The 18,616-nt window shown below is 69.0% G+C and carries 25 protein-coding genes; 12 read left to right on the top strand and 13 right to left on the bottom strand.

From position 1 onward, the window contains the following. Positions 1-12: 12 nt before the first annotated feature. Complete coding sequence (locus tag ACO073_RS14060) at positions 13-918, bottom strand: ABC transporter permease (protein ID WP_421998112.1); 906 nt, start codon at positions 916-918, stop codon at positions 13-15. 100 nt (positions 919-1,018) lie between these two features. Then, positions 1,019-1,957 carry an ABC transporter permease gene (locus tag ACO073_RS14065; protein ID WP_421998113.1) on the bottom strand — a complete coding sequence of 313 codons (939 nt, stop codon included), beginning with the start codon at positions 1,955-1,957 and terminating at the stop codon, positions 1,019-1,021. Between the two features lie 113 nt (positions 1,958-2,070). Here ACO073_RS14065 and ACO073_RS14070 point away from each other — a divergent pair, with 113 nt between their 5' ends. From ACO073_RS14070 to ACO073_RS14090, 5 genes are all read left to right on the top strand, one after another. After that, positions 2,071-3,030, top strand: coding sequence for a dihydrodipicolinate synthase family protein (locus ACO073_RS14070; RefSeq protein WP_421998114.1), 960 nt, complete (start codon positions 2,071-2,073; stop codon positions 3,028-3,030). A gap of 93 nt (positions 3,031-3,123) precedes the next feature. Continuing rightward, on the top strand, positions 3,124-4,599 hold the full coding sequence (gene hydA / locus ACO073_RS14075; RefSeq protein ID WP_422002139.1) for a dihydropyrimidinase: 1,476 nt from the start codon (positions 3,124-3,126) through the stop codon (positions 4,597-4,599). Positions 4,600-4,611: 12 nt separating this feature from the next. Continuing rightward, positions 4,612-5,562 (top strand): N-carbamoyl-D-amino-acid hydrolase, encoded by a 951-nt coding sequence (locus tag ACO073_RS14080; protein WP_421998115.1) that lies wholly within the window; start codon positions 4,612-4,614, stop codon positions 5,560-5,562. Between the two features lie 90 nt (positions 5,563-5,652). Continuing rightward, the gene (locus ACO073_RS14085; protein ID WP_421998116.1) at positions 5,653-6,282 is read left to right on the top strand and encodes a flavin reductase family protein; all 630 of its coding nucleotides are present in this window, start codon (positions 5,653-5,655) and stop codon (positions 6,280-6,282) included. A 44-nt stretch (positions 6,283-6,326) separates the two neighbouring features. Then, positions 6,327-7,088: a hypothetical protein gene (locus tag ACO073_RS14090; protein ID WP_421998117.1), complete on the top strand. Its 762-nt coding sequence runs from the start codon at positions 6,327-6,329 to the stop codon at positions 7,086-7,088. Between the two features lie 278 nt (positions 7,089-7,366). Here the strand turns inward: ACO073_RS14090 and ACO073_RS14095 are convergent, their stop codons facing one another. The 6 genes from ACO073_RS14095 to ACO073_RS14120 all read right to left on the bottom strand — a co-directional run bounded on the left by ACO073_RS14095 (position 7,367) and on the right by ACO073_RS14120 (position 10,116). Further along, positions 7,367-7,537 carry a hypothetical protein gene (locus ACO073_RS14095; protein WP_421998118.1) on the bottom strand — a complete coding sequence of 57 codons (171 nt, stop codon included), beginning with the start codon at positions 7,535-7,537 and terminating at the stop codon, positions 7,367-7,369. An 82-nt stretch (positions 7,538-7,619) separates the two neighbouring features. Beyond that, a complete protein-coding gene (locus ACO073_RS14100; protein ID WP_421998119.1) occupies positions 7,620-7,808 on the bottom strand; it encodes a CsbD family protein in 189 nt (62 codons plus the stop codon). Positions 7,809-7,825: 17 nt separating this feature from the next. After that, positions 7,826-8,071, bottom strand: coding sequence for a hypothetical protein (locus ACO073_RS14105; protein ID WP_421998120.1), 246 nt, complete (start codon positions 8,069-8,071; stop codon positions 7,826-7,828). A 127-nt stretch (positions 8,072-8,198) separates the two neighbouring features. Then, positions 8,199-8,798: a general stress protein gene (locus ACO073_RS14110; RefSeq protein WP_421998121.1), complete on the bottom strand. Its 600-nt coding sequence runs from the start codon at positions 8,796-8,798 to the stop codon at positions 8,199-8,201. 23 nt (positions 8,799-8,821) lie between these two features. Further along, positions 8,822-9,289 (bottom strand): hypothetical protein, encoded by a 468-nt coding sequence (locus ACO073_RS14115; protein WP_421998122.1) that lies wholly within the window; start codon positions 9,287-9,289, stop codon positions 8,822-8,824. A 152-nt stretch (positions 9,290-9,441) separates the two neighbouring features. Then, positions 9,442-10,116, bottom strand: coding sequence for an aspartate/glutamate racemase family protein (locus ACO073_RS14120; RefSeq protein WP_421998124.1), 675 nt, complete (start codon positions 10,114-10,116; stop codon positions 9,442-9,444). 86 nt (positions 10,117-10,202) lie between these two features. On the opposite strand from ACO073_RS14120, the gene ACO073_RS14125 reads away from it, so the two are divergent. From ACO073_RS14125 to ACO073_RS14150, 6 genes are all read left to right on the top strand, one after another. After that, positions 10,203-11,051, top strand: coding sequence for a transporter substrate-binding domain-containing protein (locus ACO073_RS14125; RefSeq protein ID WP_421998125.1), 849 nt, complete (start codon positions 10,203-10,205; stop codon positions 11,049-11,051). A gap of 116 nt (positions 11,052-11,167) precedes the next feature. Continuing rightward, complete coding sequence (locus ACO073_RS14130) at positions 11,168-11,908, top strand: amino acid ABC transporter ATP-binding protein (RefSeq protein ID WP_421998127.1); 741 nt, start codon at positions 11,168-11,170, stop codon at positions 11,906-11,908. Positions 11,909-12,012: 104 nt separating this feature from the next. Continuing rightward, a complete protein-coding gene (locus ACO073_RS14135) occupies positions 12,013-12,693 on the top strand; it encodes an amino acid ABC transporter permease (protein ID WP_421998129.1) in 681 nt (226 codons plus the stop codon). Then, positions 12,690-13,355, top strand: a complete 666-nt coding sequence (locus ACO073_RS14140) for an amino acid ABC transporter permease (protein ID WP_422002141.1) — start codon at positions 12,690-12,692, stop codon at positions 13,353-13,355. Before ACO073_RS14135 ends, ACO073_RS14140 begins: the two co-directional genes overlap by 4 nt. Positions 13,356-13,390: 35 nt before the next feature. Beyond that, complete coding sequence (locus ACO073_RS14145; RefSeq protein WP_421998131.1) at positions 13,391-14,356, top strand: Bug family tripartite tricarboxylate transporter substrate binding protein; 966 nt, start codon at positions 13,391-13,393, stop codon at positions 14,354-14,356. Further along, the gene (locus ACO073_RS14150; protein ID WP_421998133.1) at positions 14,353-15,603 is read left to right on the top strand and encodes an alpha/beta fold hydrolase; all 1,251 of its coding nucleotides are present in this window, start codon (positions 14,353-14,355) and stop codon (positions 15,601-15,603) included. The genes ACO073_RS14145 and ACO073_RS14150 overlap by 4 nt, the downstream gene beginning before the upstream one ends. Before the next feature lie 4 nt (positions 15,604-15,607). On the opposite strand, the gene ACO073_RS14155 is transcribed toward ACO073_RS14150, so the two are convergent. The 3 genes from ACO073_RS14155 to ACO073_RS14165 form a co-directional block, all read right to left on the bottom strand. Then, on the bottom strand, positions 15,608-16,003 hold the full coding sequence (locus ACO073_RS14155; RefSeq protein WP_421998135.1) for a hypothetical protein: 396 nt from the start codon (positions 16,001-16,003) through the stop codon (positions 15,608-15,610). Positions 16,004-16,124: 121 nt separating this feature from the next. Further along, positions 16,125-16,448, bottom strand: coding sequence for a hypothetical protein (locus ACO073_RS14160; protein ID WP_421998137.1), 324 nt, complete (start codon positions 16,446-16,448; stop codon positions 16,125-16,127). A 140-nt stretch (positions 16,449-16,588) separates the two neighbouring features. Then, entirely contained in the window at positions 16,589-16,948 is a 360-nt protein-coding gene (locus ACO073_RS14165; protein WP_421998139.1) for an MliC family protein, read from the bottom strand. 97 nt (positions 16,949-17,045) lie between these two features. On the opposite strand from ACO073_RS14165, the gene ACO073_RS14170 reads away from it, so the two are divergent. Beyond that, entirely contained in the window at positions 17,046-17,513 is a 468-nt protein-coding gene (locus ACO073_RS14170) for a YbaK/EbsC family protein (protein WP_421998141.1), read from the top strand. A gap of 8 nt (positions 17,514-17,521) precedes the next feature. Here the strand turns inward: ACO073_RS14170 and ACO073_RS14175 are convergent, their stop codons facing one another. Beyond that, the gene (locus ACO073_RS14175) at positions 17,522-18,157 is read right to left on the bottom strand and encodes an isochorismatase family protein (protein ID WP_421998143.1); all 636 of its coding nucleotides are present in this window, start codon (positions 18,155-18,157) and stop codon (positions 17,522-17,524) included. A 142-nt stretch (positions 18,158-18,299) separates the two neighbouring features. Beyond that, on the bottom strand, positions 18,300-18,599 hold the full coding sequence (locus ACO073_RS14180) for a hypothetical protein (protein ID WP_421998145.1): 300 nt from the start codon (positions 18,597-18,599) through the stop codon (positions 18,300-18,302). Between the last annotated feature and the right edge of the window lie 17 nt (positions 18,600-18,616).

The following is an 18,616-nucleotide window of genomic DNA, read 5'->3' on the forward strand; positions in this document are numbered from 1 at the left end:
TGCCAGAACCTCCTACTGTCTGAGCTTGGGATCGAGGGCGTCGCGCAGCGCGTCGCCCAGGACGTTGAAGGCGAGGACGATCAGGAAGATCGCCGCGCACGGAAGGGTCGAGACCCGGGGCGCGATCTGCAGGAACTTGCGGCCGTCGGCCGCCATGCTGCCGAGCTCGGCCGTCGGCGGCTGGGCACCCAGTCCGAGGAAGGACAGGGCGGCGCCCAGCAGGATGGCCTGACCGAGCTGCAGGGTCATGTAGATCAGGATGGTCGGCCAGCAGTTGCGCGCGAGGTAGCGCCAGATCAGCGCGGCATCGCCCAGACCGACGGCGCGGCCGGCCTCCATGTATTCCTGCTGCATGATCGACTGCGCGGCGCCGCGGGCGATGCGGGCGATCGACGGCACCGCCGCGACGCTGAGCGCGATCACCAGCGACGTCAGCCCGGTGCCCAGGACCGCGGCGATCGCCAGGCCGAACAGGATCGAGGGGAAGGACAGGAGCACGTCGACCAGCCGCATCAGCGGCGTGTCGAGGCGCCTGAAATAGGCGGCGCTGAGCCCGATGAGGGCGCCGAGGCCGCCGCCGACCCCGACCGCGATCACGCCCATGCCCAGCGTGGCGCGCAGCCCGAACAGGATGCGGCTCAGCATGTCGCGGCCCTGGTTGTCGGCGCCCAGCAGGAACCCCGGGCAACGCTCGCCGAGCGGCGGGCAGAAGCGCAGCCGCATGTTGTTGGTGTAGGGATCGTAGGGCGCGATCCAGGGCGCCGTGATGGCGGCCAGCAGGACGATGATGAGAAAGATGGCCGCCGCGGCGGCCGGCGGGTCACGCAGGATGCGCCGCCACACCGCGTTCTTGCGCCGGATGGCCGCGATGGCGCGCTGGTCGGCCTCGCTCTGGAGGGAGAGGGCGGCGTCGGTCACGAGCGGCACCCCTTGCTCATCCGGACCGCGAGCCTCCGGCCCGAGTCATGGTCATGAGCGAGGGGGAGGCTCGCGGTGCCGAAGAGCACGAAACTGCGCTTCATGATCGGGCGATCCTGGGATCGAGATAGGCGTAGAGCACGTCGACGCCGAGGTTGATGACCATGAAGCCGACGGCGAGGATCAGGATGGCGCCCTGCGCCAGCGGGAAGTCGCTGGAGGTGATGGCGCCGACGGCCATGCGGCCGACGCCGGGCCAGGCGAACATGGTCTCGGTCACGATCGAGCCGCCGAGCAGGAAGCCGATCTGCAGGCCGACCAGGGTGACGACGGGGATCATGGCGTTGCGTAGCGCGTGCTTCAGCGTCACGCGCCAGTCCGAGGCGCCCTTGGCGCGCGCCGTGCGGACATAGTCGGCGCTCAGGGTCTCGAGCAGGGACGTGCGCGTCATCCGCGCCACCGGGCCCACGAAGACGGCGCCGAGCGTGACAGCCGGCAGGATGATGCTCAACGCGCCGGCCGGGGTCCAGATCGGCCCGTCACGGCCCTGGAAGGGCAGCAGGCCCGCACCGCCGACATACTGGATCAGCAGGAGGCCGACCCAGAAGACCGGCACCGATACGCCCATCACCGACAGGGCCATGATGGCGCGGTCGACCAGGGTGCCGCGGCGGCGCGCCGCGAGGGTGCCGAGCGCGATGCCGAGCGGCACGGCCCAGACCAGGCAGGCCAGCATCAGCTCGACGGTCGGCCAGAAGGTGAGCGCGATCTCCTCGGAGACCGGCCGGTTCGAGATCATCGACCGGCCGAGGTCGAACTGCAGGACGCGGCCCAGATAGCGGGCGAACTGCACCCAGAGCGGCTGGTCGAGGCCGAGCTGCTGGCGGATGGCCTCGACCTCGGCCTTGGTGGCGGTCGGCCCGGCCACCACGGTCGCGGGGTCCGTCGGCACGACCTGCAGCAGCAGGAAGCCTATCAGGAGAACGCCCAGCAGCACCGGCAGCGAAATCATCAGTCGATGGGCGATATGCCGCGCCATTCGAAAAACCTGCTCCCCTGTTCCCAACGCAACACAGTCCCGCACCTCGCCGCTCGACAAGCGCGATGCCGGTGGCATGATCGCTGCAAGAAGCGCGCCGGAGAATGAAACCGATGTCTGCAGGAAAGCTGAACGAGCAAGCAAAAGGCGTTTACATCATCGCCGCCACGCCCTTCACGGAGGAGGGGGCGCTGGATCTGCAGAGCGTCGACAGCATGACCGACTTCTATTTGGGCTGCGGCGTCAACGGATTCACGCTGCTCGGCATGATGGGCGAGGCGCACAAGCTCAGCCCCGACGAATCGCTCACCGTGGTGAAGCGCGTGGCAGCCCGCGCACAGGGCCGCCAGATCATCGTCGGCGTGAGCCATGCCGGCCTGGAGAACGTGCGGCGTCTCGCCCACGAGGCGATGACGGCCGATGCCGCCGGCGTCATGGTCGCCCCGCCGCCGGGCCTCAAGGGAGACGACGGCGTCTACAGTTACTATGCCCAGCTCTTCAAGGAGCTGGGGCCGGACATCCCGGTCGTCTACCAGGACTATCCGCAAAGCACCGGGATCTATCTCGCGCCGGCGGTGTTCGAGCGCCTGGTCGACGACTTCCCGCAGCTCGTCATGCTGAAGCACGAGGATTGCCCCGGCCTGGCCAAGCTGACGCGCGTCCGCGAGGGCGAGAAGAAGCCGGGGCGGCGCCGGGTGTCGATCCTGGTCGGCAACGGCGGACTGTACCTGCCGCAGGAGCTGCGGCGCGGCGCCGACGGCGCGATGACGGGCTTCGCCTGGCCCGAGATGCTGGTGCAGGTCTGCGACCTGTTCGCCGCCGGCCGGGCCGAGGAGGCGGAGGACCTGTTCGACATCTATCTGCCGCTGGTGCGGCACGAGCAGCAGATCGGCATCGGTCTGGCCCTGCGCAAGGAAGTGCTGTTCCGTCGTGGCGCCATCAGGAGCCCGAAGCAGCGTGCGCCGGGCTCCTCGCTCACCGCGACCGATCGCGCCGAGCTCGACGGGCTGATGGCCCGGCTCGAGCGGCGTCTGGCGGCCGCCGGCAAGTCGGCGAGGCTCGCGGCCGAGTGATCTTTGCTGGGAGCGCGCCACTCCAGTGGCGCATCTTCTCCGTATTCGACATGACATGAGCGCCACTGGAGTGGCGCGCTCCCAGCACAGAGTATCGAGATGCCCGACTACGACCTGATCATCCGCAACGCCCGCATCGTGACGGCCGAGCGCCAGAGCGAAGGCGACATCGCCGTCAAGGACGGCAAGGTTGCCGCCCTGGGCGCCGACGTCAAAGGTACGTCGACACGCGAGATCGATGCGGCCGGCCGGTTCGTGCTGCCGGGCGGCATCGACAGCCACTGCCACATCGAGCAGAAGTCGGGCATGGGCGTGATGTGCGCCGACGACTTCTACACCGGCACGGTCTCGGCCGCGTTCGGCGGCACCACGACGGTGATCCCCTTCGCCGCGCAGCATCGCGGCATGTCGCTGCGCCAGGTGGTGAAGGACTATCACGAGGTGGCGACACCGAAGGCGGTGATCGACTACGCCTTCCACCTCATCGTCACCGACCCCAGCGAGCAGGTCCTGGGACAGGAGCTGCCGGCGCTGATCCGGGACGGCTACACGTCGTTCAAGATCTACATGACCTACGATGCGATGAAGGTCAGCGATTACCAGATGCTCGACATCCTGGCGCTGGCCCGCCGCGACGGCGCCCTGGTCATGGTCCATGCCGAGAACCACGACATGATCACCTGGCTGGCGCACCATCTGGTCGACCAGGGCCATGTCGCGCCGAAGTTCCATGCCATCGCCCACGCCCGCGTCGCCGAGGCCGAGGCGACCAACCGGGCCATCTCGCTCGCCCGCCTGGTCGACGCGCCGCTGCTGCTGGTCCACATGTCGGAGGTCGAGGCGATCGAGACGCTGCGCCAGGCGCAGAAGAAGGGTCTCAAGATCTTCGGCGAGACCTGCCCGCAGTACATCGCGCTGACGGCCGACGACATGGACAAGCCGGGCGTCGAGGGCGCCATGTGGTGCTGCAGCCCGCCGCCGCGCGATTCGGAAGCGCAGGAAGCGGTGTGGGCGGCGCTGAAGGACGGCACGTTCCAGACCTTCTCCTCGGACCATGCGCCCTACCAGTTCAACGAGAAGGGTAAGATCCCCAAGGGCGACAAGACGACCTTCAAGGAGATGGCCAACGGCGTGCCGGGCCTCGAGATCCGCCTGCCACTCCTGTTTTCCGAGGGGGTGCAGAAGGGGCGCATCACCCTGCAGCAGTTCGTGGCACTGACCTCGGCCAACCACGCCAAGCTCTACGGACTCTATCCGCGCAAGGGCACGATCGCCGTCGGCTCCGACGCCGACTTCGCGATCTGGGATGCCGACAAGGACGTGACGATCCGCTGGAAGGACCTGCACGACAATGTCGGCTACACGCCCTACGAGGGCCGCCAGATCCGGGGCTGGCCGGTCGTGGTGGTGAGCCGCGGCCGCGTCGTGGTGGAGGAGGGCAAGCTCAACGCCGAGCGCGGCTCGGGCCAGTTCCTGCCCTGCGCCTCGCCGGATTCCGCCAAGCCGCAGGGCCAGGCCGCGCCCGAACTGCAGTCGATGTCGCGCTTCGGCCTGAAGCCGCTGTTCTAGAGGAGAAAGCCGTTGTCCCGTCGCCTGAAAGTCTCCGCCGCCCAGCTCGGGCCCATCAATCGCGCCGACAGCCGCAAGAGCGTGGTCGCTCGCCTGATCGAGATGCTGAAGGAGGCCGATTCGCGCGGCACCAAGTTCATCGTCTTCCCGGAGCTGGCGCTCACCACCTTCTTCCCGCGCTGGTGGATCGAGGGCCAGGCCGAGATCGACAAGTACTTCGAGGCGCAGATGCCGAGCCCCGAGACGCTGCCGCTGTTCGAGCTGGCGCGCTCCAAGGGCATCGGCTTCTACCTGGGCTATGCCGAGCGTACGGAAGAGGACGGCGGCGAGCACCGTTTCAACACCTCGATCCTGGTCGGGCCGGACGGGCGGCTGATCGGCAAGTACCGCAAGGTCCATCTGCCGGGCCATGCAGAGCACCGGCCGACGGCGCCCTACCAGCATCTCGAGAAGAAGTACTTCGAGGTCGGCAATCTCGGCTTCAACGTCTGGAAGATGTTCAAGGACGACATCATCGTCGGCCAGTGCATCTGCAACGACCGGCGCTGGCCCGAGACGTTCCGCGTCATGGGCCTGAAGGGCGCGGAGATGGTGGTGCTGGGCTACAACACGCCGACCGACAACGTCTACGCGCCCAAGGAGCCGCCGTACCTGCGCGTGTTCCACCACAATCTCTCGATCCAGGCCGCGGCCTACCAGAACGGCATCTGGGTCGTCGCCACCGCCAAGGCGGGCAAGGAGGACGGGTTCAGCCTGCACGGCGGCTCGGCCATCGTGGCGCCGACCGGCGAGATCGTCGCCAAGAGCACGACCGAGGAGGACGAGGTCGTCTCCTACGACTGCGACATGGAGCTGGGCGAGTATATCCGCAACACGACCTTCAACTTCGCCAAGCACCGCCGCCCCGAGCACTACAGGCTGATCGTCGAGCGCACCGGCGTGAAGGTCGAGCCGAGCAACTAGCTGGGGGCGCGAGACTCCAGTCGCGCGTCTTTGGCTGCCACAGGAATGATCGCGCCACTGGAGTGGCGCGCCCCCAGCGGAGAGGACTCAATGCAATACGCCGCATCCGACGTTAACCATCACGACCGCTACAAGATCCTGACGGCCTTCGTGCTGCCCCGGCCGATCGCCTGGGTGACCACGATCGGTCCCACGGGGGTCGTGAACGCCGCGCCGTTCAGCTTCTTCAACGTCTTCGCCGAGGACCCGCCCCTGGTCATGTTCTCGCTCAACAAGCGCCCGGACGGGCGGCTCAAGGACACCTGGAACAATATCCAGCGGACCGGCGAGTTCGTGGTCAACCTCACCGACGAGCCGCTGGCCCGGGCAATGCACGATTCGAGCGGCGACTTCCCGCCCGACATGGGCGAGCCCGACTATCTCGGCCTGAAGCTCGCGCCCTCGATCGACATCAAGACGCCGCGCCTGGCCGAGGCGCCGTGGGCCATGGAGTGCAGGACCTGGCAGGTCATCAACGTCAAGGACGACCGCCAGCTCATCATCGGCGAGGGCCTGCGCTTCCACATCCGCGACGAGCTCTGGGATCCCAAGGCCATGCGAGTCCACATGGACAAGTACCATCCCGTGGGCCGCATGTTCGCCGATCGCTACTGCCGCACGGATGACAGAATCCTGTTCCCTGCTGCCGACGGACCCAAGAAGGCGGCCGCCGCGGACTGACCTCCGCTTTCGGGCCGCCGGGCCTGAAAGCGAGGCATCGGGACATGTCGGAAGCGGCGGCGTCGAGGCCGGGCCGGGCACCGGTGCGGGTCTGGACGCACTGGCTCGCGGGCCTGCTCATGGGCGTGCTGCTGCTGCTGGCGCTCCTGCTGGCGTCCTGGATTCTGCGCGCCTGCGTGCCCGTCGATCCCGACACGAGCGTCAGCCTGCATCAGCCGCCGACCCCGCCGGCGCCCCCGGCACCGCCCGATCCGACGCCCGCCCTGAAGGTCGCCCTGGAGGATGCGCAGGCGACGGAAGCGAAGCTCAGGGCGGAGCTTGCGGCGCTGTCCGGGGACATGAAGAACCGTCTGTCACGCTGCCCGCCGGCCGAGACCAAGGCGCCGCCAAAGCCCGCTGCTCCGCCCGCGCCGCTTCCCGCCGACCGCTGGGCGCGCAAGGATCTCGGCATGCTGCAGGGCTGCTGGCGCCTGGGACGCGACACGGAGGGAAGCATCGGCGCGGGCGGAGGCAGCGAGCGCTGCGGCGTCAAGGCGGGGCGGATCTGCTTCCAGGGCAACGGGGCAGGGCAGCGCGAGACGACGGCGGTGTGCCCGCGGGCCGGGACGATCCGCTGCACCGCGTCGATCACGGCGCGCTTCGGGAACGACGACACGCTGGGGACCACGCAGCCGCCGGTGCGCTGCACGCCGACGGGGACGGTCTGGAACGGTCCGCCCAACAGTCTTACCTGCCGGCGGGTGAACGACAGTCTGGCGATCTGCAGGGACCGGCTGGGCTTCCAGCACGAGTTCCGTCGGGAATAGCTCGAGACGGGCGACCGTCAGGAAGCGGCGGCGCCTGCCGTCGACGGGGGAAGGGTGCGTGCTTGGCGCTTTCGCTGGCGGCGGGCGCGCAGACCCGCCACGAGATCCCGGAGCAGACGAAGCTCGACCGCCGCTCGCGAGACGCTGAAGTCGGGAAGGCGCCGGGGACGCACGGCGATCCCGGCAGCACGGTCAGGTTTGGCACTCATGGCGAGGCAACGGAAAAGTCGCGTCTTGGTTGCGCAACCATTCCCGACACCTGTCGGCACTCGCGGTCGTCAGCTTTTCGATGTCGTGGATTGGGAGAAGAAGAAGGCCGTCCTGTCGCCCGGTAATTCCGCGATTCCCCAGATCGCGGCCCCTGCCACGATCACGGTCAGGAGCACCACCCACCAGCGGAAAGGGCGGTCCGGCCGATGGGCTTTCAGTGTCTCCTCGTTCGCGATCAAAGGCCGTATCTCCCCGAGACGCAAACACCAGTCCGTGACAGGGGCCCGGAATGCAACGGCGTACCGGGCCCCGATTATCGGACTAGAGATCGGCCGCCTTCTTGATGCTTTCCTTGGCGTTGCCGACAGCCTTCTGCATGTCGCCCTTGCCTTCCTGCACGGCGCCCTCGGCCTGCATGCCGGTGTCGCCGGTGGCCTTGCCGATGCCCTGCTTGACCTTGCCGACGGTCTCGTTCGTGGCGCCCTTGATCTTGTCGGTCGTGCTGCTCATGGGAGTGTCTCCTTCAGTTAGCGGGTGGTGTAGACGGTGGTGGACGTGGACGGCGCCGGGGTCGCATAGGTCGTCGTCGTGGCCGGCGTCGTGTAGGTCGTGCTCGAGCCGGTCGGGGTGGTGACCGTGGTCGAGCCCGACGGCGTGGCGTAGGTCGTGCTCGTCGCAGCCGGCGTCGGCTGCACCGTCGTCTTCTCCTGAACCGAGCAGGCGGCGGTGGCGGCGGCCGTTGCGACAGCCAGCGCGATGATCGAAATCCTCATGATCTGTCCTCCTTTGGGCATTCCTGAGCGTGATGAACGAGCCCCGGACCTTGAGGGTTGCGCCGGGAGCGGGGGCCCCGGCGGAAAAGGCCGGACCACCGGTCCGCCCTCCCGCTCCTTGGCTGCCTCAGTTCGGCCAGTTGGCCCGCATGCGGTCGACCTCGGCCTGGCTCGGCCGGTAGGGAGGGGCCTTGGGATCGAAGGTCTGCCAGCCGGTCTTGCGATACTCGGCGCCGCGGACGGCCGGATCGATCGGTCGATAGCCGGCCATGATCGCGTCGACGCGCGCGACGTCCCCGTCGGCGACGCGCACCGTGACGAGAGTGCCGCCGCGGCGGATCGCCTCCGAGTAGACCTGCGCCTCGTCGGGCTCCATGCCGGCTCCGACCAGCGCGCCCACGATGCCGCCGGTCGCGGCGCCTGCGACCGCACCGACGGCCGTGGCGGCGAGCCAGCCCGCGGCCACCACCGGGCCGAGCCCGGGAATGGCGAGCAGGCCGAGGCCGGCCAGAAGGCCGGCGCCGCCGCCGACGGCCGTTCCGATGCCGGCACCGGTGCCGGCCGCGGCGCCGGTGGTGGAGACGTCCTCGACGTCGGCGTACTCGGCGCTGACATACTTGTTGGCGACGATGCTGATGTCGGAGGCTGGGACGCCGGCGCGCTCGAGATCATCCACCGTGGCCCGCGCTTGGGCGTAGCTGTCATAGACTCTGCTGAGGGTCTTCATCTGATTCTCCTGTCGATGGGGGATCAGGGCGCCGTCGCGACGACGTTGCCCTTGTAGTCGATGGCGACGGACACGGACTTGCCGTCGGCGCCGGTGGCGGTGCCGCGCCAGATCCCGTCGCCGTCCTTCTCGAGCGCCGAGACGTTGGCCAGCCCGCGCGCCGTGGCGCGATCCTTGGCCTGGCCTTCCGTGAAGCTGTTGGCGCCCTTCAGCGGCGCGCCGGCCTCGTTGGCTTGCGTGGCGTAGGCGTAGCTGTCGCCCTTGCAGGCCGCCATGAACTCGTCGCGCGTGATCCTGCCTTCGGCCGCGACCGTGCGGTTGCCGATCCGCATCAGCGCGACGTAGCGCACCGACTCGCCGTCCGAGAGCACGCCGTCGGCATTGGTGTCGGCCTTCGTCCAGAGGTCCTGGCATTCCTGGTCGGTGGCGGCGAGGGCCGGCAACGACACGACCGCGCCTGCGAGGGCGGCGATCGCGATGAGGGGCTTCATGACTTGTCTCCCGATGAGGGTGTTGGAGCGAACGGCAGCATGCCGCGCCCTCCCAACGTGCCCCCCATCGTGCGGTTGCCCGCAGGAGGAGCGCCGCGATCGGAAACGTCAGATGTCGGAGACCGCCTCGACTTCGGCGGCGAGGATGTCGATCAGGTCGACCAGTGGAGACGCGAGCGCCCGATCGCCATCGACACGGCGGCCTGGCTGGGCTCGACCACCGGCAGGCCGACATGGCGCTGCAGGCGGTCGCGGTAGCGGGCCATGCCGGCGCAGCCCATCACCAGGACGTCGGCGCCGTCCTCGTCGCGCAGTTCGGCGGCGACCTCGGCCATGCGCGCGAAGGTGCGCGCCTCGTTGGCCAGATCGACGACGCCCAGCCCGATCGCGCGGTCGCCGGCCATGCGGTCGTTCAGGCCCATCTGCCCGACGTAGCGCAGGTGGCGCGGAATGGATTTCCGCAGGATGGAGATGACGCCGAAGCGCTGGCCGAGGGTCAGCGCCGTCAGGATGCCGCTCTCGGCGATGCCGAGGACCGGCTTGGTCGTGATCTCGCGCGCCGCGTGCAGCCCGGGATCCGAGTAGCAGGCGATGACGAAGGCCGAGCAGTCGTTGTCGCGCTTGCGCACCATGTCGCCGATCGGGCCGACCACCTGCTCGACATGGGCCTGGGATTCGATGCCGGGCGGGCCTTCGGGCAGGGTGACGCATTCGATGGCGGGTCCGCCCTTCATGCGCAACGGCTCCATCGCGGCGTCGATGCCCCTTGTCACCGTCTCGGTTGAGTTGGGGTTGATCACGAGGATGCGGTCGGCAGTGTCGGACATGGCCCTACCATGGCCCCTAAATTGCTATTCGCCAATGCCTGATCTAGGTTCGCCACCTGGGGATTTTGGAAGGGAGACTATTGGAAATGATGCATCGTCGTTTCGCTGCGATCGCCGTCGTGGCCCTCCTGTGCGCGGGGCCGGCCCTGGCCCAGGACAAGAAGCCGCCTCTGCGCACCGGTGTCGACGGGACGTTCGCGCCGCACGCCATGCCCAAGCTGGGCGGCGGCACCGAGGGCTTCCAGATCGACGTCTTCACCGAGGCGGCGAAGCGCATGAAGCGCGACATCACGATCGACGCGGTGAGCTTCTCGACGCTGATCCCGGGCATGCAGGCCGGCCGCTACGATTTCATCGCCGCGCCGACGACCGTCACCAAGGAGCGTGCCGAGAACATGCTGTTCACCGCCGGCTACCTGTGGACCGCCTACCAGTTCGGCATCAAGAAGGGCTCGGCGCCGATCAAGAGCTGGGCGGACCTCAAGGGCAAGGCGGTGTCGGTCAACAAGGGCACGCCCTACGAGAAGCTCGCCAAGGAGATGGGCGAGAAGCACGGCTTCACCGTGCAGGTCTACGACACCCAGCCGGACGCCACGCAGGCGGTCCTGTCGGGCCGTGCCTATGCGACGCTCGGCGGCAACACGACGATCGTCTATGCCGCGTCGAAGAATCCGCAGTTCATCGCCGATCTCGAGCTGACGGACACGCGCGCCCACTGGGCCGCGCCCGTGCCGAAGAACAATCCCAAGCTTCGTGCCGAGCTGCAGGATGCGCTCGACTGCATGAAGAAGGACGGCACGATGGCCAAGCTCTACGAGAAGTGGTTCCACAAGAAGCCGGCGCCGGACGACCTCGCCGTCACCATCACGCCGGGCTACGGCGTGCCCGGCATGCCGGGCTACGATCCGACCCCGCACGCGCTGAACTGCGGCTGACGTCCAGTCCGTCATCCCGAGCGGAGCGAAGCGAAGTCGAGGGACCTTTTTCGCCAGATGAGTAATAAGAGGCCCCTCCACTTCGGCCCTTCGGGCCTCCGGTCGGGGTGACGGTGATGTCGGAACCCATCGTAGAAGCCCGCGCCATCCACAAGCATTTCGGCTCCCTCCACGTCCTGAAGGGCGTCGATCTCCGGGTGGCCGAGCGCGAGCTGGTGTTCGTGATCGGCCCGTCCGGGTCGGGCAAGTCGACGCTGCTGCGCTGCCTCAACCGGCTCGAGGAGCCGTCGTCGGGATCGGTCGTGGTCGACGGCATCGACATGCTCGACGCGCGCACCGACATCAACCATGCCCGCCAGCGCATCGGCATGGTCTTCCAGTCCTTCAACCTCTATCCGCACATGACGGCGCTGGGCAACGTGACGCTCGCCCTGCGCAAGGTGGCGGGCAAGTCGCGCGGCGAGGCCGAGGCGCTGGGCCGGGCGGCGCTCGAGCGCGTCGGCCTGGCCGATCGCGCCGGCCATACGCCGGGCCAGCTCTCGGGCGGTCAGCAGCAGCGCGTGGCGATCGCCCGCGCGATCGCGCTCGAGCCGCGCGTCATGCTGTTCGACGAGCCGACCTCGGCGCTCGACCCGGAGCTGGTCGGCTCGGTGCTGGAAGTCATGCGCGACCTGCGCCAGAGCGGAATGACGATGATCGTGGTCAGCCACGAGATGGGCTTCGCGCGCAATGCCGCCGACCGCATCGTGTTCATGGACGACGGGCTGATCGTGGAGCAGGGGGCGCCTGCCGAGATCTTCGAGAACCCGCGCCACGAACGCACGCGGGCGTTCATCGGGCAGATCCAAAGGCATTAGATGTTGGCCTTTCGTGTCGTCCTGAGCGCAGCGAAGGACCTCATCGCCGCATGCAATCGGCATGAGATCCTTCGCTGCGCTCAGGATGACAGCAATGGTGCGCCATGAGCACCTGGGACCGCTTCGTCGAGACCTTCTTCAACGCGAAGGTGATGGTGAAGTACCTGCCGGACATCCTGTCCGGCATGGTGGTCACGATCGAGCTCGCCGTGCTGATCGTGCTGACCGGGCTGGCGGCCGGCCTGATCCTGGCGCTGTTGCGGGCGCTGGCGATCCGGCCGCTCAACTGGCTGATCATCTTCGCCGTCGACCTGTTCCGCTCGCTGCCGCCCCTGGTCATCATCGTCCTGATCTATTTCGGCCTGCCGGCGGCCGGCCTCTCGCCGTCGGGCTTCGTCTCGACCTGGCTGTCGCTCGCCTTCGTGCTGATGGCCTTCTCCGAGGAGATCTTCTGGGCCGGCATCACCTCGATCCCCAAGGGCCAGTGGGAGGCGGCGCGCTCGACCGGCCTGTCGTTCGGGCAGACGCTCCTGAACGTCGTGCTGCCGCAGGCGATCCGGCTCACCATCCCGCCGCTCACCAACCGGACCATCGCCATCACCAAGGGCACGGCGCTGGGCTCGGTGGTGGCGGTGACCGAGATCCTGGGCGAGGCGAGCTCGGCGGTGTCCAATTCCTACAATCCCTCGCCGCTGATGATGGGCGCCGCCGCCTACCTCGTGCTCTTCCTGCCGGTGGTCGTGGTGGCGCGCTGGATCGAGACGAAGTTCGCGTGGAAGCGATGATCGAGACCTTCTTCAATCCCGAGATCATCGCGGCGATCTGGCCGATCGTGCTGGCCGGCCTCCTGAACACGGTCCTGCTGTCGCTGATCGTCGTGCCGCTGGGCTTCCTGGGCGGGCTGATCCTGGCGCTGCTCGCCACGGTGCATCACCGTGCGGTGCGCTGGCCGCTGATGGCCTGGGTCGACTTCTTCCGCGCCTTCCCGCCGCTGGTGCTGCTGATCCTGCTGTTCGCCGGCCTGCCGTTCGCGGGCATCGAGCTGGGCGGCTTCGCCTGCGTCGCCATCGCCTTCTTCCTGAACACCGGCGCCTACTACGGCGAGATCCTGCGCGCCGGCATCGAATCGGTGCCGGCGGGCCAGGTCGAGGCGGCGCGCTCGACCGGGCTCAGCCGCCTGCAGGCGATGGGCTACATCGTGCTGCCGCAGGCGGTGCGGAACGTCCTTCCCGACCTGATGTCGAACACGCTCGAGGTGGTGAAGCTGACCTCGCTCGGCAGCGTCGTCGCCGTGCCCGAGCTGCTGTTCCAGGCCCGCCAGGCGCAGAGCGTGACCTACAACGCCACGCCGATCGTGCTGGCCGCCATCATCTATTTCCTGATGCTCTGGCCGCTCGTTCGCCTGTTGAGCCGACTCGAGAATCGGGCCTTGGCGGTGCGGCGCTAGTTGCCCTAGCCTCCCTGTCAATTGGGAGGAAACAAATGCATCGTCTTCTGCGCGCCGCGCTGGCGCTCCTCGTCGTCGCGGCAGCCGGTCCGGCTCTCGCCCAGGCCAACTGGCCGGACAAGCCCGTGAAGGTGGTCGTGGGCTTCACCGCCGGCAGCGCCACCGACGTCACCGCGCGCATGTTCGCGCACAAGTTCCAGGAAGCCTGGGGCCAGCCGGTCGTGGTCGAGAACATCGCCGGAAATTCCGGCGCCATCGGCGCCGATCGCGTCGCCAAGGCGACGCCCGACGGCTACACGCTGCTCTGGGCCGGCAACGCCGCCATCACCATCCTGCCCAGCATGCAGACTCTGCCGTTCGATCCGCTGAAGGACCTGACGCCGATCTCCACGGCGCTGCGCATGCCGTCGATCATGATGGTGAACAACGACCTGCCGGTGAGGTCGCTGGCCGACCTCGTCGCCTATGCCAAGGCAAATCCCGGCAAGCTCTCCTACGGCACGCCGGGCGTCGGCACGCCGCAGCACATCGCGGGCGAGCTCTTCTGCCATCTGGCCGGGATCAAGATGGAGCACATTCCCTATCGCGGCGCCAACCTGTCCGACCTGATGAGCGGCGTGGTGCAGGTCGGCATCCAGAATGCCGGCGCCAGCCTGCCGCTGGTCCGCGACGGCCGCGTGCGCGGCATCGCCGTGACCTCGCTGCAGCGTTCGCCCAACGCGCCTGACCTGCCGACCTTCGCCGAATCGGGCTTCCCCGGCTTCGAGGCGACCTCGTGGTTCGCCCTGATGGGGCCGGCCGGGCTGCCGCAGCCGATCGTCGACAAGATCCGCGCCGAGTCCCTCAAGGTCCTGGCCGATCCCGACCTCAAGAAGAAGTTCGCCGCGCTCGGCCTCGACACGGTGGGCAGCACGCCCGAGGAGACACGCCAGGCGATCGCCACCGACATCCCGAAGTGGGCGAAGGTGATCAAGGACGCCAACATCAAGCCCGGCCAGTGACCGTGGACGTCGCGGGGCTCGCCGGCGCGCTCGACGGCAACGCCGCCCTGCAGCGGCGGGCGCGGCTGGCCGCGCTCGCCTTCGCCGTGCGGGCGGATACCGCGGAAACGACGGTCCGTATCGGCGAGCGCGTCACCGTGTCTTCCGGCCGGGCCGGCGATGCGGCCTTCACCCTGGTCGCGTCGGCGGCCGCCTGGCAGGCCTTCGCGAGCGCCGTGCCCGCCGTCGGCTATCAGAGCCTCGTCGGCATGCAGCGCATGGGCCATCTGCGCGTGGAGGGCGACGTGCTGGCCTGGGGCCGCCACATGCTGTTCCTCGAGCAGCTCTTCGCCACCTTGCGCCCGTCTGCGGCCCCGGCGGTCGCGGCCGCGGTCGGCACGCCCTTCATCGAGCCCGTGGTCGGGCGCTACCTGCGCCTCGACCTCGATGGCCGGCCGCAGCGAATCTATTTCGAGGAGGCCGGCCCCGCCGACGGCATTCCGCTCCTCTGCCTGCACACCGCGGGCGCCGACGGCCGCCAGTATCGCGCCCTGCTGAACGACGCGGAAGTCACGCGCCGCTTCCGGGTCATCGCCTTCGACCTGCCGTGGCACGGCAAGTCCTCGCCGCCGGCCGGCTTCGAAGCCGAGGCCTACCGGCTCACGACCGATCTCTATGTCGACACGGTGATGGCGGTGTCGCGGGCACTGGGGCTGGAGCGGCCGGCGGTCATGGGCTGCTCGATCGGCGGCCGGGCGGTGCTGCACCTCGCACTGCGCCACGGCGGCCACTTCCGCGCCGCCATCGGGCTCCAGTCGGCGACCCATGCCGAGGCGGGTGCCGACCCGCGCCTGCGCGATCTGGGCGTGCTTTTCCGGCCCGACATCCATGGCCAGGAGGCCGCGGCGGGCACCGTCGCCTGCCTGATCGCGCCGACCTCGCCGGCTGCCGACCGCTGGGAGACGCTGTGGCACTACATGCAGGGCGGGCCGGCCGTGTTCATGGGCGACCTGCACTACTATTTCGGCGAGGGCGACCTGCGGAACACCGACTTGGCCGGGCTCGACGACAAGTGTCCGCTCTACCTGCTGACCGGCGAATACGACCTGTCCGCGACGCCCGAGCTCACCGCCGAGCTGGCGCGCGCCACGGGCGCCCGTCATTTCGAGGTGATGAAGGGAATGGGTCACTTCCCGATGTCGGAGAATCCCGCCGCTTTCCGCGGCTACCTGCTTCCCGTCCTCGATCGCATCGCTGCCGAGGGCTGACGGGTCAGGGCGTGTATTCCTCCACGACGCGACCGTCGGGATGGATGATGACGCGACTCGGCACGCCCTTCGGCCGGGTCGGCACCGCGTTGCGCGTGGCGTCGGCCTTCCACGACCCATCGTTCTGGCGGGTCAGGCGATCGACCTTGTAGCCCTGCGATTCGACACGGTCGCGCGCCAGCGACTGGGTGTTGGGATAGCGGCTGCCGTAAGAGGCGGAAGGAGCAGGAACGGGGGCCGCGGGCGGCGAGATGGTGGGCGGCGGCGGCAGGGCGCCGGGCGACATGGTCTCGGGCATGCGCCCGCCATTCCCGATCGAGCCGGGCGCATACTGGGCCAGCGCCGGCGTGGCCGCAGCCATCAGCAGAGCAGAGAACAGGGCGGCGAAGAAGCCACGCATGACCTCGATATGGTGCGGCCGGAAGCCCGCACAAGAGCCGGGGGCAGGGCGCCCCCGTGCGCTGGCGGGACGTAAACGAGGAGAAACCGTCCCGCCAGGCCGGGTGGCAGGGCCTTGCGGCCTACTGCTCCCTGACGTTGCCGTTGGCCTCGAGGACCACGGCGACCTCGGCGTTGTTGCGCATGGCCTTGGCCGCCCAGTTGCCGGCCGGATCGCGCGTCAGGCTGCGCACGCCGGTGTAGCCCTTGGCCTCGAGGCTCGCCCTGGCCGCGGCCTCGGCGGCCGACGGGTTCTGCGGGTTGGCGGGCAGGCCCGTGTTGGGATTGCTCGTCCCGCCGGGCATCGACCGGCTGTCGCGGCCCAGCGGCGTGCTGGGCGCCTGCATCTGGGCTTCGGCCACGCCGGCGGCCACGACCAGGGCGACGGCGGCAAGTGCGGTGCGCATGAACAAGATTGTCCTCCTTCGGTGTTCGGTTGCGGGTTGAACGCCGCCCTCCGCTCGGTGTTGCATGACAAAAAGCGCGCTGCTTCGCGGCGGCAGCGCGACGCTGCGGCCGGCAGTGCGCAGGAAGACTGCTGATTGCGCTACTTGCGGGCGACGCAGTCGCGGAACGTCATCGTGGCCTGCGGTCCTTCCTCGACGAAGGCGCTGTCGCCCTTGCTCCAGAAGACGAACGACTGATCGGCATTGGCGTAGCGGATGCCCGAGCCCGACAGGGTCTGCGGCAGCGAAAGCGAGCGTCCGTCGGGGAGGACCAGCTCGACCCGTCCGCCGGGGATCGGGCGACCGTCGGCGGCGGTCCGCGTCGGGCCGTCGAAATACGAAGCGGTCAGCGCCTTGCCCTGGGCGCAGGCGTAGTGGACGGTCGAGAGCGGCTTGGGCGCGGGTGTGCAGGCGGCGGCCGCGGCGACGAGGCAGAACAGGGCGAGGGCGGGGCGCGTCATGATCGGGTCCTCCAGGCGCGACGCTGCCCGCCCGGCACTCTCCTGTCGAGCTTCGTCGCGACGTGCGGCCGACACCCTCGCTTGCTAATCAGGGAGGATGAGCATCGAGAGCGTCCGCACCTTCCTCGCCCGGCATGCGCCCGACATCGCGATCATCGAACTCGACGGCAGCACGGCCACCGTCGCCGAAGCGGCCGCCGGCCACGGCGTGGCGCCGGCGCAGATCGCCAAGACGCTCTCCCTGCGCGTCCGCGACCGCAGCCTGCTGGTGGTGGCGAGCGGCGAGGCGCGGCTGGACAACAAGAAGGCCAAGGCCGTGTTCGGCGGCAAGCCGCGCATGCTGACGGCCGAGGAGGTCGTCGCGGTCACCGGCCATCCGGTGGGCGGAGTCTGCCCGTTCGGCCTGGCGACGCCCGTGCCGGTCTATTGCGACGTCTCGCTGCGCGCCTTTGCCGAGGTCGTGCCGGCGGCGGGATCGACCAACAGCGCGCTCCGCATCGACCCGCAGCGCCTGGCCGAGCTGGTCGGCGCCGAATGGGTCGACGTCTGCGGCGTGCCGGGCTGAGCCGCCCGTCAGGCGGCGTTGCGGCCGGCCCAGCGCTCGAGATAGTCGGTGCAGAAGGCGAGGTCGGTGACGTCGACATAGCGGCGGCCGATATCGCGCAGATTGTCCCGGTGCGGGCCTTCCTCGATGTCGCCGACGCAGTCCTCGGGCACCAGGGTGCGGAAACGGTGGCTGAAGGCGTCGAGCGCGCTGCCGCGGATGCAGCCCGACGTGTTGCAGCCGGTCACGATCACCGTGTCGACGCGCTCCTTCATGAAGTAGTTGGCGACGCCGGTCTCGAAGAAGATCGAGGGACCCTTCTTGGTCACCTTGAGGTCGTAGGCCGGGTCATAGATGCGCGGGTCGAGCGCCGTGCTGGGATGGTCGTGCAGGAAGGTCTCCTTCACCGCGGTGATCTTCCAGTAGGGCATCTCGCGTTCGTTCATGTAGGCCGTGTTGCACACAGCGACGGGCGCCCCGACCCGGCGCGCCACCGCCAGCAGCCTTGCCGTGTTCTCGACCGCGCGCATGACCAGCGGCGCGCCGCCCAGCGGGTACTTCGGATCCGTGAAGCCCAGCTGGAAGTCGACGACCACGATGCCCGGCTTGTCGCCGGTGCCCACGGCGATTTCGCCATAGCTGCGCCGCTGATAGTCGTCGGTCATGCCACGCTCCTCTGTCGTCGACGGATCGTAGGGAACGGCTGCCGCGCGATCAACGCGTCCTCGGGACGCCGACAAGGAAAAGCCCGCCCCGTCGGAAACGGGGCGGGCGATCGGCGGGCCCGTCGCAGCGGGCCCGCTCGGCCTAGCGGGTCGGCGTGACCTTGCCGTTGGCGTCGACCGTCAGCGCGACCGGCGCGTTGCGGCTGTCGCGCGCCACGGCATACCAGACGTCGCCGGGGCCGCGCTGCAGGCCGCGCACGCTGGTGTAGCCGCTCTTCTCGATCTGGACGCGCGCCACGGCGCCGGCGACGGTCACGGTCGGCATGCTTTTCGGACCGAGCGCGTCGGACTGCGCCGGATCGTGCGGCGGACGGGCCTGGGCCTGCGTGGCCAAGGCCACGGCGGCCAGAGCGAGAGTGGTGAGGAAGAGGGGACGTTTCATGATTGGGTACTCCTGTA

Source organism: Reyranella sp. (genome assembly GCF_965229815.1).
GTDB lineage: Bacteria > Pseudomonadota > Alphaproteobacteria > Reyranellales > Reyranellaceae > Reyranella.